Source organism: Variovorax sp. SRS16 (genome assembly GCF_901827165.1).
In the GTDB taxonomy this organism is placed as follows: Bacteria; Pseudomonadota; Gammaproteobacteria; order Burkholderiales; family Burkholderiaceae_C; genus Variovorax.
In genome coordinates this window covers 2,964,177-2,979,857 of sequence record NZ_LR594666.1, presented here as the reverse complement: position 1 = coordinate 2,979,857, position 15,681 = coordinate 2,964,177, and the positions used below count along the sequence as shown (strand labels likewise).

Below are 15,681 nucleotides of genomic sequence, written 5' to 3'. Positions count from 1 at the left end.
CAACGCGGGTGGACCGGTCGCGATTTTACTTCGTGAAATGCTCGGATGCCTGCCAGCGGTTGTCGATCAGCACTTCGTGCGGGCCGAACCGCGCCTTGTAGTTCATCTTGGCGCTGCCCTCGATCCAGTAGCCGAGGTAGACGTGCGCGAGATCGAGCTTGCGCGCCTGTTCGATCTGCCAGAGAACGCTGTAGGTGCCGTAGCCCGCACCTGCATCGGGCTCATAGAAGGTGTAGACGGCGGAGAGCCCGTCGTTCAGCACATCGAGGATGGAGACCATCTTCAGGTCGCCCACGCTGCCGTCCGGCCCTGTTTCGCGGAACTCCACCAGCCGTGAGTTGACACGGCTTTGGAGCAGGAACTGGGTGTATTGGTCGATGCTGTCGTGATCCATGCCGCCGCCCGCATGTCGTCCATTCTGGTAGCGCAGATACAGCTGGTAGTGCTCGGGCACGAAGCAGAGCTTCAGCACGCGGGCTTGCAGGTTCGCATGGCGCTTCTGGGCGCGGCGCTGGCTTCGATTGGGCTGAAATTCCTTGGCCAGCACGCGCAGCGGGACGCAGGCGCTGCAACCGTCGCAATACGGCCGGTAGGTGAACATCCCGCTGCGTCGGAAACCGCTCAGCACCAGGTCCGAGTAGGCGTCGTTATGGATCAGGTGGCTGGGCGTGGCAACTTGCGAGCGCGCCTGCCGGTCCGGCAGGTAGCTGCACGGATAGGGTGCCGTCGCGTAGAACTGCAGCGTATGGAGCGGAAGATCCTTGAGGTGCGTCACGTCGTGAAGGAGGGTCGCGCGGACAGGAGTTCTGTCCAGTATACGGGGTCGAATCGCCAGTCGGGGCCTGTCTGCTGGCGGCTGTCGGCCACGTGCGACAGGAAGTCGGCTCGCGGCACCTCGCGCGCGCCGAGCCCGGCAAGATGGGCCGTGTTCTGCTGGCAATCGATCATCGGAATGCCGTACCGGCGGCACAGGCACACCAGCGCCGCGAGCGCGATCTTGGAGGCGTCGGCCCGGTGCGCGAACATCGACTCGCCGAACACCGCGCGCCCGATCGCCACGCAATACAGCCCGCCGGCGAGCTCTCCGTCGATCCAGGTTTCGATGCTGTGCGCGTGCCCCGCGCGATGCAATGCGGTGTACGCATCCACCATCTCGGGCAGGATCCAGGTGCCGGTCTGGCCGGCTCGCGGCGCCTGCGAGCAGGCTTCGATCACGGTCTCGAAATCGTGGTCGATGCGAATCTCGCAGCCTTCGGTGGATGCGAAGCGCGCCAGCGTCTTGCGCAGCGAGCGATGGAGGCTGAACCGGGCGGCTTCCAGGACCATCCGCGGATCGGGGCTCCACCACAGGATGGGCTGGCCTTCGCTGAACCACGGAAAGATCCCGTTGCCGTAGGCCTGCAGCAGGGTCGCGACGTCGAGCCCTCCGCCGGCTGCCAGAAGACCGGGAACAGGGTCGGCTGCGCCCCAGGCCGATGCGGCGCAGGGCAGGGGTTCACCAGGAACGAGCCAGGGCAGTTGCATGATTGAAGGTATACACGGCTTCGGCGACACGAGCGCTTCGAAAGCAAGATGTGCCCGATGCCCATATAGTTCCTCTCGTAATTTCAGCTGCTCGCAAGATCCAAAGGACCACGGTGACATCCGAAACTAATCCCATGCGCTTCGGCAGCGGCCAGGCCGTTCGGCGCGTCGAAGACGAAAACCTGCTGGCCGGCGCCGGACGCTACACCGACGACGTCACGCTGCCGGGCCAGACCTTTCTGTGCTTCGTCCGTTCTCCCTATCCGCATGCCCGGCTGGTGTCCGTCGACACCGCGGCAGCCGTCGCCATGCCTGGTGTGCTGCGCGTCCTGACCGGTGCGGATCTGGCCGAGGCGGGTGTCAAGCCCATGCCGGGCGCCGCGGGGTTCAAGCGCGCGGACGGTGCCGATTGCGCCACGCCGCCACGGCATGCGCTGGCCCGCGACAGGGTGCGCTTCGTCGGCGAGCCGGTCGCTGCCGTGATCGCCGAGACGGCGCGCGAGGCGCGCGATGCCGCCGAGGCGGTGGTGGCCGACTACGAAGAGCTGCCGATGGTCGTCGATCTCGCCGGCGCGACCGCCGAAGGCGCGCCGCTCGTCTGCGACACGGCCACCGGCAACGTCGCGGCCGAAATGCGCCATGGAAGCAGCGATGCGACGGCCGCTGCCTTCGCCCGGGCCAGCCACGTGATCGCGCTCGATATCGTCAACCAGCGCGTCGTGGCCTTGACGATCGAGCCGCGCTCGGTGCTCGCCGATTTCGACCCGGCATCGGAGCGCGTGACGCTGCGCATGAGCACCCAGATGCCGTCCGGCGTGCGCGATTCGGTGTGCGACGCGATCGGCCTGCCCAAGGACAAGCTGCGCGTGGTGGTGGGCGACGTCGGTGGCGGCTTCGGCATGAAGACGGGTGCCTACCCGGAGGACATCGTCGTCGTCTTCGCTGCGCGTGCGGTACGGCGGCCGGTGAAATGGGTGGCCGACCGCAGCGAGGAATTCGTCTCGAGCGCACACGGCCGCGACGTCGAAGCCAAGGCCGAGCTCGCACTCGACGCGCAAGGCAGGATCCTGGCGCTTCGCATCAAGACGCTCGCCAATGTCGGCGCCTACGCGACCGGCACCGGCGTCGCGATCCAGCTGCTCATCGGGCCCTGGGTCCAGACCAGCGTCTACGACATCCAGACCATCGATTTCCACTTCAAGGCGGTACTGACCAACACCGCGCCCACCGGCGCCTACCGCGGCGCAGGGCGGCCCGAGGCCATCTACACCATCGAGCGCCTGATGGACGAAGCGGCGCGCCAGACCGGCATCGACCGCATCGAACTGCGGCGGCGAAACTTCATCCAGCCTTCGCAGATGCCCTACACCAACCCGATGAAGCAGACCTACGACACGGGCCAGTTCGAATCCGTCATGGACCAGGCGCTCGCGCTCGCGGACTGGCAGGGCTTCGAGGCCCGCGCGGCCGAGTCGAAGCGCCGGGGCAAGATGCGCGGCCTCGGCATCGCCACCTTCCTGGAATGGACCGGCGGCAACGTCTTCGAGGAGCGCGTGACCGTCTCGGTCCAGGCCGACGGCATCATCGAAGTGTTCTCGGCCGTCAACGCGATGGGGCAGGGCATCGCGACCAGCCTGGCCCAACTGGCGGTCGACACCTTCGGCGTGCCGATCGAGAAAGTCCGCATCGTGCTGGGCGACACCGACCGCGGCGACGGCTTCGGCAGTGCCGGGTCGCGTTCGCTCTTCACGGGTGGCTCCGCCGTGCGTGTGGGCGCGGAGCGGACCATCGACAAGGCGAAGCAGCTGGCGGCGGCAGAGTTCGAAGTCGCGGCCGAAGACGTGCGCTACGCGGCCGGCGCCTTCACGGTTGCCGGCACCGACCTGGAACTGGACCTTTTCGCGCTGGCGGGCAAGCAGCCGGAGCGCGAGATCTTCGTCGACTCCACCAGCGCCGTCTCGGGCCCCACCTGGCCCAACGGCTGCCACATCACCGAGGTCGAGATCGATCCGCCGACCGGCGACGCGAGCGTGGTTGCCTATGCCTCGGTCAATGACGTGGGCCGCGTCGTCAACCCGTTGATCGTGCGCGGCCAGCTCGAAGGCGGTGCCGTTCAGGGCATCGGGCAGGCCTTGTGCGAGCGCGTGGTGTACGACACCGAAACCGGTCAGCCGCTGACCGGCAGCCTGATGGACTACGCCGCACCGCGCGCGGACATCATCGCGTCGATGTTCCGAATGGAAATGGACGAGAGCACGCCTTGTCTCAACAATCCCCTGGGCGTGAAGGGCGTCGGCGAACTCGGCACCATCGGCGCCACGCCGGCGGTCGTCAACGCGGTGGCGGATGCGCTGGCCCGCAACCATCTGGCCGACCGCGCACCCCATCTGGACATGCCGCTGAGTTCCGCGCGCCTGTGGCAGCTCATGCAGGCTGCGAACTGAGCCAGCCGGGCGAGCGCGGGCCTCAGAAATCCTCGAGCGGCAATCCCACGTAGTTTTCCGCGAGGGAGGTCGATGCGGCGCGCGAGTGCACCAGGTAGTCGAGCTCGGCCTCCTGGATCTTCTGGCCGAACTCGCCGGTCTCGGGAAAGCGGTGCATCAGCGAGGTGAACCACCACGAGAAGCGCTCGGCCTTCCAGACCCGGCGCAGGCAGAGGTCGGAGTAGCGGTCGAGCGCTGACGCCGATTTCCCGGTGTAGAAGATTTCGAAGGCGCGCGACAGGAAGCCGACGTCCGCAGTCGCCAGGTTCAATCCCTTGGCGCCGGTCGGCGGCACGATGTGCGCGGCGTCGCCGGCCAGGAACAGGCTGCCGAAGCGCATCGGCTCGGCGACGAAGCTGCGCAGCGGCGCGATGCTTTTTTCCAGCGAAGGACCGGTCACGAGGTGTTCCCGCGCTTCCGGATCGAGCCGCAGGCGCAATTCGTTCCAGAAGGCTTCGTCGCTCCAGTTCTCGACGCGTTCGTCGGTGGGCACCTGCACGTAGTAGCGGCTGCGCGCGGCACTGCGCATGCTGCACAGCGCGAAGCCGCGCGGGGTGTTGGCATAGATGAGTTCGTGCGACACGGGCGGCACATCGGCCAGCACGCCGAGCCAGCCGAAGGGGTAGACCTTCTCGTAGGTATGGAGCGATTGCGTCGGCACGCTGGCGCGGCTGACGCCGTGGTAGCCGTCGCAACCGGCGATGAAGTCGCACTCGATCTCGTGGGTGGTGCCGTCCTTCTGGTAGCGCACGCGCGGCCTGCCCGTGTCGAAGTCGTGCAGGCTCACCGATGACGCGCTGTAGAGGGTCGTCAGGCCCTCTGCCGCGCGCGCTGCCATCAGGTCGCGCGTGACCTCGGTCTGGCCATACACCGTGACCTGCTTGCCGTCGGTAAGGCCATGCATGTCGATGCGATGCCGCGCGCCCTTGAACAGCAATTCGATGCCTCCATGCGGCAGGCCCTCGGCCTTGGCGCGCGCGTCGACGCCGGCGCGTTCGAGCAGGTCCATCGTGATCTGTTCCAGCACGCCGGCGCGGATGCGGCCCAGCACGTAGTCGCCGGTTTGCCGCTCCACGATGATGTTGTCGATGCCGGCCTTGTACAGCAGCTGGCCGAGCAGAAGGCCGGCCGGGCCGGCGCCGATGATGGCGACTTGTGTGCGCATGCGTTGTCTCTCGATCTCGTGATTCGGGCAAGCGTAGGCCGCTGCGGCCGATTCGGCATGGCGCGATCCCATCCTCTGTGCGATCATGAGACGGTCTGCGCGATGATCGCGCAACACTTCATTCCATGACCATCGCCAAGCCCGACTTCATCGAAGGCATCGCCAAGGGCATGGCCGTGCTCGAGAGCTTCGATACCGAGCGCCAGCGCCTCAATGCGACGCTCGCGGCCGAACGCGCCGGCCTGACGCGGGCCGCGGCGCGGCGCCATCTGCTGACGCTGGCGCACCTCGGCTACCTCGAAACGGACGGCAGCTATTTCTGGATGGCGCCGAAGGTGCTGCGCTTTTCCGGCAGCTATCTCGCGTCGTCGCGCCTGCCGCGCGCGCTGCAGCCCACGCTGAACCGCCTCGCCGCGCAGACGCAGGAATCCTTTTCCGCGGTGGTACTCGATGGCGAGGAGGTCGTCATCATCGCGCGCAGCGGCAGCTATGGTGCGCCGACGCGGGTGCTGGCCTATGGCCTCCATCTGGGCGCGCGCCTGCCGGCGCACGCGACGTCGACCGGCCGCGTGCTGCTCGCGGCGATGAGCACTGCGCAGTTCGCGCACTGGTTGAAGGGCCGCAGCCTGCCGCGTCTCACGCCGCAGACCGTCACGCAGGCGCGTGTGCTGCGCCAGCTCGTCGCGCGGGTGCGCAAGGACGATTTCTGCTTTGCCAGCGAGGAACATGAACTCGGCGTGCAGGCGCTCGCCGTACCGCTGCGCGACATGCAGGGGCATACGGTGGCGGCGCTCAACGTGGTGTTCTCCGGCACGCGCCATCAGGAAGACACGCTGCGCCACGAGATGCTCCCGCTCCTGTTCGAAGCAGCGCGCGAGGTCAGGGCGCTCCTGTGAGGCGGATGAACTTCGCCGCCGTTACGATCTCGAACCGTCCCATGCGAGTGAATGAACGATGCGATTGCTGCTGCTCGAAGACGATCTGATGATCGGTGAAGCCGTGCTCGATCTGCTGCGCGCCGAGCAGTATGCGGTCGACTGGGTCAAGGACGGCGAGACCGCCGACACCGCGCTGCGCACGCAGCACTACGACCTCGTGCTGCTGGACCTCGGCGTGCCGCGCCGCGACGGGCTCGACGTGCTGCGCGCGCTGCGCACCCGCAAGCAGCGCATGCCGGTGCTGATCGCGACCGCGCGCGATTCGGTGCAGCAACGCATCGAGGGGCTGGATGCCGGCGCCGACGACTATGTGCTCAAACCCTACGACCTCGACGAGCTGCTCGCGCGCATCCGCGCCTTGCTGCGCCGCGCTTCCGGGCGGGCGGAGCCGGTCTATGAGCACATGGGCGTGAGCGTCAATCCGCTGACGCGCGAGGTCACGGTGGCCGGCCAGCCGGTGGTGCTGTCCGCGCGCGAATGGGCCGTGCTCGAGCCCTTGCTCGCGCGGCCCGGCATGGTGCTGTCGCGTGCGCAGCTCGAGGAAAAGCTCTACAGCTGGAAGGACGAGATCAGCAGCAATGCCGTCGAGGTCTACGTCCACGGCCTGCGCAAGAAACTGGGCGCCGACCTGATCCGCAACGTGCGCGGCGTGGGCTACATGGTGCCCAAGGAATGACGAACGGCGCGCTGCGCCGGGTGCGGCGACCATGAAGTCCCTGCGCGCACGCCTCTTGTGGTTCCTGCTGGCGGCCATCGTGCTGGCCGCGGGCACTCAAGCCTTCGTCGCCTATCGCACCGTGCTCAAGGAAGCCGACGACATCTTCGACTATCACATGCAGCAGATGGCACTCTCGCTGCGCGCTGGGCTGCCGGCGAGCTCGACGGTCGGCGGACTGGGCGGGGACGACGAGAACTTCGAATTCATCGTCCAGGTGTGGACGGCCGACGGCTCGCGCATCTTCGAGTCGGCACCGCAGGCTGCGCTGCCGCAACGCGCGGTGCTGGGCTTTTCGAACGTGCAGGCCCACCGCACGACCTACCGCGTGTTCTCGCTTCAGACAGGCGCGCTGGTGATCCAGGTGGCGCAGGACATGGCCGCGCGGCGCCACATGGCGGGTGCACTCGCATTGCGAACCGTGGGGCCGATCGCGCTCGCCGCGCCGCTGCTGATGCTCGTCGTGTGGTGGGTCGTGAGCCGATCGCTCGCGCCGGTCGCGCGCGTGAGGCGCCAGGTCGCTGCGCGCCAGGCCGACGATCTCTCGCCGGTCAGCGAAGCCGAACTGCCGGAGGAGGTTCGCCCGCTGGTGCATGAACTCAACCTTCTTTTCGATCGCGTGCGTCGCGCCTTCGACGCGCAGAAGCACTTCGTGGCCGATGCCGCGCATGAGCTGCGATCGCCCCTCGCGGCGCTCAAGCTCCAGGTGCAGGGCCTGAAGCGCGCCACGGATCCCGACGCGCGCGAACTCGCCGTCAACCGATTGGCCGCGGGCATCGATCGCGCGACACGGCTGGTCGAACAGATGCTGGCGCTGGCGCGCCACGAAGCCAGCGCCGCAGCCGGCGCAAGGCCCGAGCCCGTGAGCCTGTCGGAGGTCGCACGGCTTGCGATCTCCGATGCCATCGCCGCGGCGCAAGCCCAGGACATCGACATCGGTATCGCGCGGGACGATGCCGTGTCGGTGGGTGGCCACGCGGAGGCGCTGCGCATGCTGCTGCGTAACCTGCTCGACAACGCGGTCAAGTACGTGCCGGCGGGTGGCCGGGTCGATGTGGGCATCATCCAGGCGGATGCCGGCGCGGGCCTCGTCGTGGAAGACAGCGGGCCGGGACTTCCCGAGGGCGAACGCGAGCGCGTGCTCGACCGCTTCTATCGCTCGGGCGAGCCGCAGGCGTCGGGCAGCGGCCTCGGCCTGGCCATCGTGAAATCGATCGCCGACCTGCATGGCGCGACCGTGTCGCTCGACCGGTCCGAGCGCCTGGGCGGGCTGCGGGTCACGGTGCGTTTTCCAACCTCCGCCTGAGCCCGGCGCGGGCCTCCTGCTGCTTAAGGCGGGCTTAAGTCAGCGGATCGACATTCCTTTCATCGCATGACTGTTTCATGCATCGAAAGGACTTCAAATGAATACCCGTTTGACCTCGCCCCGCACCCTCGTCATTGCCATGGCGGCCGCCGGTGTGATCGGTGCCGTCGGCGCCGGCGCCTATACGAGTGCCCATGCGCTGGCTTCGCCCACACCGGCAGTCGCTGCCGCGACGACCGGGCCCCTCGTCACCATGCCCGACTTCTCGACCATCACGGAGCGGGAAGGCCCTGCGGTGGTCAACATCACCGTCACCGGCACCATGAAGACATCGATGGAGGGCATTCCGGGCATGGACCCCGATGACCCGATGTTCCAGTTCTTCCGCCAGTTCCGAGGCCAGATGGGTCCGCGCGGCCAGCAGCGCGAGACGCCGACGCGCGGCGAGGGCTCGGGCTTCATCGTCAGCCCCGACGGCATCATCATGACCAACGCCCACGTCGTGAAGGATGCGAAGGAAGTCACGGTCAAGCTGACCGACCGCCGCGAGTTCCGCGCCAAGGTGCTGGGCTCCGACGCCAAGACCGATATCGCCGTGCTCAAGATCGACGCCAGGAACCTGCCGACGGTGGCGCTGGGCAGCGTCAAGAACCTGAAGGTCGGCGAATGGGTGCTCGCGATCGGTTCGCCCTTCGGCTTCGAGAACACCGTGACGGCCGGCGTGGTGAGCGCCAAGGGCCGCTCGCTGCCGGACGACAGCTACGTGCCCTTCATCCAGACCGACGTGGCGGTGAACCCCGGCAACTCGGGCGGTCCGCTGATCAACACGCGTGGCGAAGTGGTCGGCATCAATTCGCAGATCTATACCCGCAGCGGCGGCTACCAGGGCGTGTCCTTCGCGATTCCGATCGATGTGGCGGTGCAGGTGAAGGATCAGATCGTCGCCACCGGCAAGGCCAGCCATGCGCGGCTCGGCGTGGCGGTGCAGGAAGTCAATCAGGCTTTCGCCGATTCCTTCAAGCTCGACAAGCCGGAAGGCGCGCTGGTGTCGAACGTCGAGAAGGGCGGCCCGGCCGATCAGGCCGGCCTGCGCACCGGCGACGTGATCCGCAAGGTCGATGGCCAGCCGATCGTCTCGTCGGGCGATCTGCCAGCCGTGATCGGCCAGCAGAAGCCCGGCACCAAGGTCACGATGGAGATCTGGCGCCAGGGCGCGCGGCAGGAGATCACGGCCAAGCTCGGCAATGCCAACGACAAGACCACCACCGTGGCCAGCAACGACGACAGTGGCGGCCCCGGCGGCAAGCTGGGTCTCGCATTGCGGCCACTGCAGCCGCAGGAAAAGCGCGAGGCCCAGGTCGATGGCGGCCTGCTGATCGAGGATGCCGGCGGACCGGCAGCGCTGGCCGGCGTGCAGGCGGGTGACGTGCTGCTGGCCATCAACGGCACCCCGGCGAAGAGCGTCGAGCAGATTCGCGAGGTGGTTGCCAAGGCCGACAAGTCGGTCGCGTTGCTCATCCAGCGCGACGGGGACAAGATCTTCGTGCCGGTGCGTATCGGCTGATCACCGGCGCGCAAGCGACACGGCAACTCAGGCATTAGTGCCGCTTCGCGCCGACACGAAGAGTCCATCGTGCAAAAGTACCTTTGTGGAAGATTAACTGCGGGCAACAATCTTTCAAGTGATTGAATGAGAGGTTTCCCTATGGCGCTGCGCGATGTTGCTTTGACTGTTCTCGAACTCGAGCCCAACGAATTCCATTGGGTTCTGATGGAAGCAGTGCAGGCGGATTCCGAGGAGTGCCTGGGCTATAGGCCCATCGACTCGTCGACGCAAGGCTTGCCCGACTATTCGGAGGCGCTCATCCAGGGTGCTTCTGCGTTGCGCGTGCTGCAGGGCCTGGCGCCGTTCGGCAGGCCGAAAGCACCGGTCGGCCTGGGAGAGACGACCTTGACGGGGCCTGTCGCCGCGCTGCGGGCGCCGGCACCGCCGGAGGATGAGGATTCATGTCTGTTCACCACGGATCGGTCCTCGCTGTAGGAACGAAGCCGGGCGCCATCGAGGCTGCTCTCGGACTTCTGCGAACAAGCCTGAAAGAAGCCCCTTCTGTTTGTGCTTTGGAGGCTGAATCTGCGCGCTTGAGCTATTCCTCAGTCAAATAGCCAAAGGAGCAGGGCATGCCGAGACTCATCATCCCGGCCAAGAACAGCAGCGTCAGGCAGATCAACATCGCGGGCACGGTCACCATGATCGGCCGTGCCGCATCCAACAAGGGTGCACCGCTCTTTCGTGCCAGTCGGGAGCCGCAAAAAAGCACGCTATAATTTGAGGCTTGTTCCTCGATAGCTCAGTCGGTAGAGCGCCGGACTGTTAATCCGTAGGTCCCTGGTTCGAGCCCAGGTCGAGGAGCCATGGATTCTTGTTGTAGAAGACAAGCACTTGGCCCATCCCTCACCGGATGGGCCATTTTTTTGGGCTGTGACCGTGCAGCCAGAACGCAGGCCCGCGTCGCTTCGAGCAGGCGCGCCCTACCGACCGCCCAACGGGCGGTTTATCCCCAGCCATCCCGCCGAAGATGGCTCATCGCAAGATTCAAACGAAGCGCGGCGCCACGGCGGGTCGGATGTCGACCGGTGACAGCACGCGAAAGATCCCGCGCGCCGCATTGTGCGGATGCGCGGCAGCTTCCTCGATCGTCAGCACGGGCGCAAAGCACACATCGGTGCCTTCGAGCAATTCGCACCATTGTTCGCGGGTCCGGCTGCGGAAGCAGTCGGCGAAGCGCGTCTTCAGCGCCGGCCATCCCGCACGGTCGTCCTGCTTGCCGGGATCGACGTCGTGCATGCCCAACTTGTCCAGCAGAAGGGCATAGAACTGCGGTTCCATGGCGGCAATCGTGATGAACTTGCCGTCCGCACAGAGGTAGGTGTCGTAGTAGGGCGAATCGTGAAAAGGGCTTGGCTGTGCGCCGTCGATGTTGCCCCTGGCGCGTACCCACTGCGCGAGCGTGCCGAGCATGGACACCACATCGACGATGGCGGCGTCGATGACCCGCCCGCGACCGGTGGCTCGCACGTCGACCAGGGCGCAGGCGATGCCGAAGGCCAGGCCCAGCGCACCGCCGGCATCGCCGACCACCGTGGGCGGAACAATGGGCGCCTCGCCCTTGCGCGCCGAAAGCGACAGAAGCCCGGTCAGGGCGACGTAGTTCAGATCGTGGCCGGCTGCCTGCGCCAGCGGGCCGTCCTGTCCCCATCCGGTCATGCGGCCGTAGATCAGCCGCGGATTGCGTGCCATGCAGACTTCCGGCCCCAGCCCCAGGCGCTCCATCACGCCGGGTCGATTGCCTTCGATCAGCACGTCGGCGCCGGCCACGCAGTCCAGCGCGCGTGTCACGCCCTCGGGCGTCTTGAGATCGAGCGTGACGACCTGCTTGCCCTCGCGCAGCGGATTGTCCTGGTCGGCGCCGAGGTTGAGCGCCAGCCGCTCCCGCGGGCGCGCCAGCACGGTCACTTCGGCACCCATGGCGGCGAGCATGCGTCCGGCCACGGGACCCGGCCCGATGCCCTCGAACTCGACAACGCGCACGCCTTGCAATGGCAGATGGCTCACATTCAGCTCCTGATCAATCGAGTCGCGGGTCCGAGAATTCCGGTGCTCTTTTTTCGACGAAGGCTTTCACACCCTCGCGGCCGTCCGCCGACAGCGCGCAGCGCAACAGCGCCTCGCGTTCGAGTTGAAGGTGCGTGCGCAGGTCGTGTTCGTGCGCGCCGTCGCACAGGCGCTTGATGCCGCCGAGCGACGCGGTGGCGCCGCGCGCCAGCTGTTGCGCGAGCGCGCGCGCCGCGGGCAGCAGGCTGTCCTGCGCATGGATCTCGTCGACGAGGCCCCAGGCCAGGCATTGCTCGGCCGAAAGCGGCCGATTGGTCATGAGGATGTTCTTGGCCCGGGCAGCCCCGGCGCGACGCACCAGGTAGTAGGACGCGCCCAGGTCCGGGCTCAGGCCGATCGCCGAATACCCGCCGCGAAGCTTCATGGCCGGCGAAGCCAGCACCAGGTCGGCACACAAGGCCACCGAGATGCCGGCCCCGCCGACCGGTCCCTGGACCGCGCTGATCACGGGCACCGGCAGGGTTGCCAGCGTGTGGATGGCGGGGTGCAGCGCATCGAGCATGGTCTTGATGAGCGCATCGATGTCGTCGCGCCGCTCGGCGAATTCATGGATGTCGCCGCCGGCGCAGAACTGCTTGCCGTTGGCCGAGAGCAGGATGGCGCCCACGTCGGCGCGCGCCGCCTGCGCGATGGCCTCGCAGAGCGCGTCGCCATACGCCGAGTTCAACGCATTGGCGGCCTCCGGTCGGTTGAGAACGATGTGGCCGACGCTGTCTTCGACGTGCCACAGTGCAAGCGATTGCGGATTCATGAGTGTCCCTTTCTCCGTGCGTTGCGATGGATTCAATCCAGCTTCAGATCGTGGCGCCGTATCACCTCGCCCCATTTGTCCGACTCCGTGCGCAACCATGCGGCCACTGCAGCCGGATCGCCGCCATCAGCCACTTCGAAGTACAAGCTTGCCAGTCTGGCACGCACCTCGGGCGACTGCAGTGCGCGCCGGGCATTGTCGTTGAGGCGCGCGACGATGGCCTTGGGCGTCGCGGCCGGCGCCATCAGGGTCATGAACGGTACCGCATCGATCGACGGATAGCCGAGTTCCGCGACGCTGGGGACGTCCGGCATCAGCGGGCTGCGGCGGCCCGCCACCACCGCCAGCGCGCGGACCTTGCCGGCCTTGAGCTGCGGCGCCACGGGCTGCGCGACTTCGAAGTAGATCGGGAATACGCCCGCAAGGAAGTCGTTCATCGCCTGCGCCGAGCCCTTGTAGCCCAGATGCACCAGCTGGGCGCCTGCGCGTTCGAAGAACACCAGGCTGCCGAGGTGCGCCAGCGTCGCCGGGGCCGAGGACGAATAGTTGTACTGCCCCGGCTTCGCCTTCACCAGGGCAAGCATGTCCGCGAGCTTCTGTGCCGGAAAGCCGCTGCCGACCCAGATGAACACCGGCGTGGTGGCCAGCAGCGCCGCCGGCGTCAGGTCCTTGAGCGGGTCGTAGCTGAGTTGCTTGAAGAGGTATTTGCTCGTCGCGAGCGTGGCCGTTCCGAGCAGCAAGGTGTAGCCGTCGGGTGCCGCGTGAGCGACCCAGCTCGCGCCGATGTTGCCGCCGGCACCCTGTTTGTTTTCCACGACCACCGGCTGGCCGAGCGACTTGCCGAGCTGCAGCGCCACGGTGCGGGCCACCGTGTCGGTCGGGCCGCCTGCGGGAAAGGGAACGATCAGCGTGATGGGCCTGGTCGGCCACGCGGCGATGTCTTCTGCATGCGCGCCCATCACGGCCAGCGCGGCCAGTCCGGCCGCGGCGAAGTGCGCCAGCCGGCGCAGGTGCGGGAAAAGCTTCATCTCTGTGTCCATGTCGTGGTTTGCGCGGCCTTGGCGGAATCGGTCGCGTCGCGATCCCAGTCGAAGCGAAAGGGTTCCTTGCGCACGAACCGGCGCACCGCTTCGGCATGGTCCGGCTCCGCGAGGCAGGTCGCCTGTGCGCAGGCCTCCAGTTCGGACATGGTCGCGGCGTCGAGCTCGTAGGCCCGGTTCGCCATGCGCTTGGTCAGGCCCAGCGCCACCCGCGGTGCTGCCAGGAAGCGACGCGACAGCGCCAATGCCTCGCGCTGCAGTGCCTCGGGTTCGTGCAGCGAATGCACGAGCCCGAGCTGAATCGCTTCGCGGGCATCCACGCGGCGGCCCGTCATCAACAAGTCCTTGGCCCTGGGCAGGCCGATGGCGCGCGGCAGCAGATGAATCGCGCCCATGTCGGGCAGGGCGCCGATGCGCAGGAAAGCCATGCAGAACGAGGCCCGTGGCGTGGCGAGCACGAAGTCGGCACACAGTGCGATCGCGAAACCGCCGCCCCAGGCCGCGCCATCGACCGCCGCGATGACCGGCAGTTCCAGGTCGCGCAGCCGCTGCAGCCAGCGGTGCAGGTCCAGGATGCGCCGCCGCGCCGCTGCGGGCGCGGTTTGCTGTCCGTGCTCGAGCCGTTCGCGCATGTCCTTGACATCGCCGCCGGCGCAGAAGCTGCCGCCGCTGCCCGCGATCACGAGGGCGCGCACCGCCGGGTCAGCCTCCACGTGGTCGAGCATCTCGGCGTAGTCGGCGCGCAAGTCCATCGACAGCGGATTGCGCGCCTCGCCGTGCAGATGCTCGAACAGCGCGATGCCGTCGCCGTCGACCGACAGGCGCGATGCACGCAAGGTCAGCACAGGCATCAGATCACCCCTTGCGTGCGCAATGCGGCTCGGTCCTCCGGCGTCAGGCCCAGCCATTCGCCATAGATCTCGTCGTTGTGTTCGCCGACGGCGCCGCCGCTGCTGTAGACGGCGCCCGGGTCGTGGTGAAAGCGCGGCACCACGTCCTGGATCGGCACCGTGCCGAAGTCGCGGTCCGGCACGTCGCGCAGGAAGCCGCGCGCCTTGACCTGCGCATCCTCGACGATCTGACGCGCCGAATAGATCGGTGCGAGCGTCCCCTCGTGGCGCTCGAAGCGTTCGAGCACGTCGGCCAGATCGTGCTCGGCGAACCACTGCCGATAGAGCGCGTTGAGCTCGACCGTGCGGGCGCAGCGTTCGCGATTGCCTGCATAGCGCGGGTCGCCGATCAGATCCTCGCGGCCGATCGCGCGGCAGTTGGCGGCAAACAGGGCATCGGTGCTGCCCGACAGCGAGACCCACTGTCCGTCGCGGGTGGGGTAGACGCCGGTCGGCGCCGAATACTGGCTGGTGTTGCCCGAGCGTCCGTGCGACTCTCCGAGCAGCGCCTGCTTGATGGGCAGGAACTCCATGAGCTTGAGCATCGCCTCGGTCAGCGACAGGTCGATCTCTTCGCCCGGCGCCTGCGGATCGCGCGCGCGCTTCCAGAGCGCGGTCATCACGCCGAGTGCGCCGAAGAGGCCGCCGATCGAATCGCCGATCGGGTAGCCCGCATGCATGGGCTCGCCATCGGCTTCGCCGGTGATGTAGGTCAACCCGCCCATCGCCTCGAAGATGCGGGTGAAGCCCGCGCGGTCGCGATAGGGCCCGGTCTGGCCGAAGGCGGTGGCGCGCAGGATCACCAGCCGCGGCTGCAGCGCCCACAGCGTGTCGCGGTCCAGGCCCCAGCGGTCCAGCGTGCCCGGACGGAAGTTCTCGATCAGCACGTCGAAGCGCGGCAGCAGCTGCTTGAACAAGGCCATGCCCTGCGGCTTGCGCAGGTCCAGCGAGATCAGCTTCTTGTTGCGGTTGGTGACCTTCCACCACAGCGGCTTGCCGTCCTTGAACGGCGGAAAATTGCGGCAGCCGTCGCCGGCGCCGGGCAGCTCGATCTTGAGCACCTCGGCGCCGTAGTCGGCCAGGAGCGCGGCGGCCGAAGGCGCCGCCACGACGGTGGCGATGTCGAGGACGCGCAGGCCCGAGAGCGGTCCCTGGCGCTTGGCTGGTTCGGGTGAAGGGGTCGAGGTCAAGGGATG

At 67.4% G+C, this 15,681-nt stretch carries 15 protein-coding genes and 1 tRNA gene; 8 read left to right on the top strand and 8 right to left on the bottom strand.

Translation table 11 applies throughout. The annotated features are described in order from the left end of the window. Positions 1-25: 25 nt before the first annotated feature. Both E5P2_RS14425 and aat read right to left on the bottom strand, forming a co-directional pair. On the bottom strand, positions 26-775 hold the full coding sequence (locus tag E5P2_RS14425) for an arginyltransferase (RefSeq protein ID WP_162567826.1): 750 nt from the start codon (positions 773-775) through the stop codon (positions 26-28). Then, entirely contained in the window at positions 772-1,524 is a 753-nt protein-coding gene (gene aat / locus E5P2_RS14420) for a leucyl/phenylalanyl-tRNA--protein transferase (protein WP_174262669.1), read from the bottom strand. Before aat ends, E5P2_RS14425 begins: the two co-directional genes overlap by 4 nt. A 113-nt stretch (positions 1,525-1,637) precedes the next feature. Between aat and E5P2_RS14415 the strand changes: the two genes are divergently transcribed. After that, positions 1,638-3,968, top strand: coding sequence for a xanthine dehydrogenase family protein molybdopterin-binding subunit (locus tag E5P2_RS14415; protein ID WP_162567825.1), 2,331 nt, complete (start codon positions 1,638-1,640; stop codon positions 3,966-3,968). A gap of 22 nt (positions 3,969-3,990) precedes the next feature. On the opposite strand, the gene pobA is transcribed toward E5P2_RS14415, so the two are convergent. Continuing rightward, positions 3,991-5,172: a 4-hydroxybenzoate 3-monooxygenase gene (pobA, locus tag E5P2_RS14410; protein ID WP_162567824.1), complete on the bottom strand. Its 1,182-nt coding sequence runs from the start codon at positions 5,170-5,172 to the stop codon at positions 3,991-3,993. A 125-nt stretch (positions 5,173-5,297) separates the two neighbouring features. Here pobA and E5P2_RS14405 point away from each other — a divergent pair, with 125 nt between their 5' ends. The 7 genes from E5P2_RS14405 (at position 5,298) to E5P2_RS14375 (ending at position 10,544) form a co-directional block, all read left to right on the top strand. Further along, a complete protein-coding gene (locus tag E5P2_RS14405; RefSeq protein WP_162567823.1) occupies positions 5,298-6,068 on the top strand; it encodes an IclR family transcriptional regulator domain-containing protein in 771 nt (256 codons plus the stop codon). A gap of 58 nt (positions 6,069-6,126) precedes the next feature. Next, the gene (locus E5P2_RS14400; protein WP_162567822.1) at positions 6,127-6,786 is read left to right on the top strand and encodes a response regulator; all 660 of its coding nucleotides are present in this window, start codon (positions 6,127-6,129) and stop codon (positions 6,784-6,786) included. A 31-nt stretch (positions 6,787-6,817) separates the two neighbouring features. Continuing rightward, positions 6,818-8,131, top strand: a complete 1,314-nt coding sequence (locus E5P2_RS14395; RefSeq protein ID WP_162567821.1) for an ATP-binding protein — start codon at positions 6,818-6,820, stop codon at positions 8,129-8,131. Positions 8,132-8,228: 97 nt separating this feature from the next. After that, the gene (locus E5P2_RS14390; protein WP_162567820.1) at positions 8,229-9,695 is read left to right on the top strand and encodes a DegQ family serine endoprotease; all 1,467 of its coding nucleotides are present in this window, start codon (positions 8,229-8,231) and stop codon (positions 9,693-9,695) included. Positions 9,696-9,836: 141 nt separating this feature from the next. After that, the gene (locus tag E5P2_RS14385) at positions 9,837-10,172 is read left to right on the top strand and encodes a hypothetical protein (RefSeq protein ID WP_162567819.1); all 336 of its coding nucleotides are present in this window, start codon (positions 9,837-9,839) and stop codon (positions 10,170-10,172) included. A 137-nt stretch (positions 10,173-10,309) separates the two neighbouring features. Next, positions 10,310-10,456, top strand: a complete 147-nt coding sequence (locus tag E5P2_RS14380; protein WP_162567818.1) for a hypothetical protein — start codon at positions 10,310-10,312, stop codon at positions 10,454-10,456. Positions 10,457-10,468: 12 nt separating this feature from the next. Continuing rightward, positions 10,469-10,544: transfer RNA gene (locus E5P2_RS14375), tRNA-Asn, on the top strand. A 180-nt stretch (positions 10,545-10,724) separates the two neighbouring features. On the opposite strand, the gene E5P2_RS14370 is transcribed toward E5P2_RS14375, so the two are convergent. Genes E5P2_RS14370 through E5P2_RS14350 form a run of 5 tightly spaced genes read right to left on the bottom strand, consistent with a single transcriptional unit; the run spans position 10,725 to position 15,675 of the window. Further along, positions 10,725-11,744, bottom strand: coding sequence for a CaiB/BaiF CoA transferase family protein (locus E5P2_RS14370; RefSeq protein ID WP_443083516.1), 1,020 nt, complete (start codon positions 11,742-11,744; stop codon positions 10,725-10,727). Positions 11,745-11,757: 13 nt separating this feature from the next. Further along, positions 11,758-12,555, bottom strand: a complete 798-nt coding sequence (locus E5P2_RS14365; protein WP_162567817.1) for an enoyl-CoA hydratase/isomerase family protein — start codon at positions 12,553-12,555, stop codon at positions 11,758-11,760. A gap of 32 nt (positions 12,556-12,587) precedes the next feature. Then, positions 12,588-13,583 (bottom strand): Bug family tripartite tricarboxylate transporter substrate binding protein, encoded by a 996-nt coding sequence (locus tag E5P2_RS14360; RefSeq protein ID WP_162567816.1) that lies wholly within the window; start codon positions 13,581-13,583, stop codon positions 12,588-12,590. Continuing rightward, positions 13,580-14,446, bottom strand: a complete 867-nt coding sequence (locus E5P2_RS14355; protein WP_162567815.1) for an enoyl-CoA hydratase/isomerase family protein — start codon at positions 14,444-14,446, stop codon at positions 13,580-13,582. The genes E5P2_RS14360 and E5P2_RS14355 overlap by 4 nt, the downstream gene beginning before the upstream one ends. Then, on the bottom strand, positions 14,446-15,675 hold the full coding sequence (locus E5P2_RS14350; RefSeq protein ID WP_232080702.1) for a CaiB/BaiF CoA transferase family protein: 1,230 nt from the start codon (positions 15,673-15,675) through the stop codon (positions 14,446-14,448). The genes E5P2_RS14355 and E5P2_RS14350 overlap by 1 nt, the downstream gene beginning before the upstream one ends. Positions 15,676-15,681 lie beyond the last annotated feature (6 nt).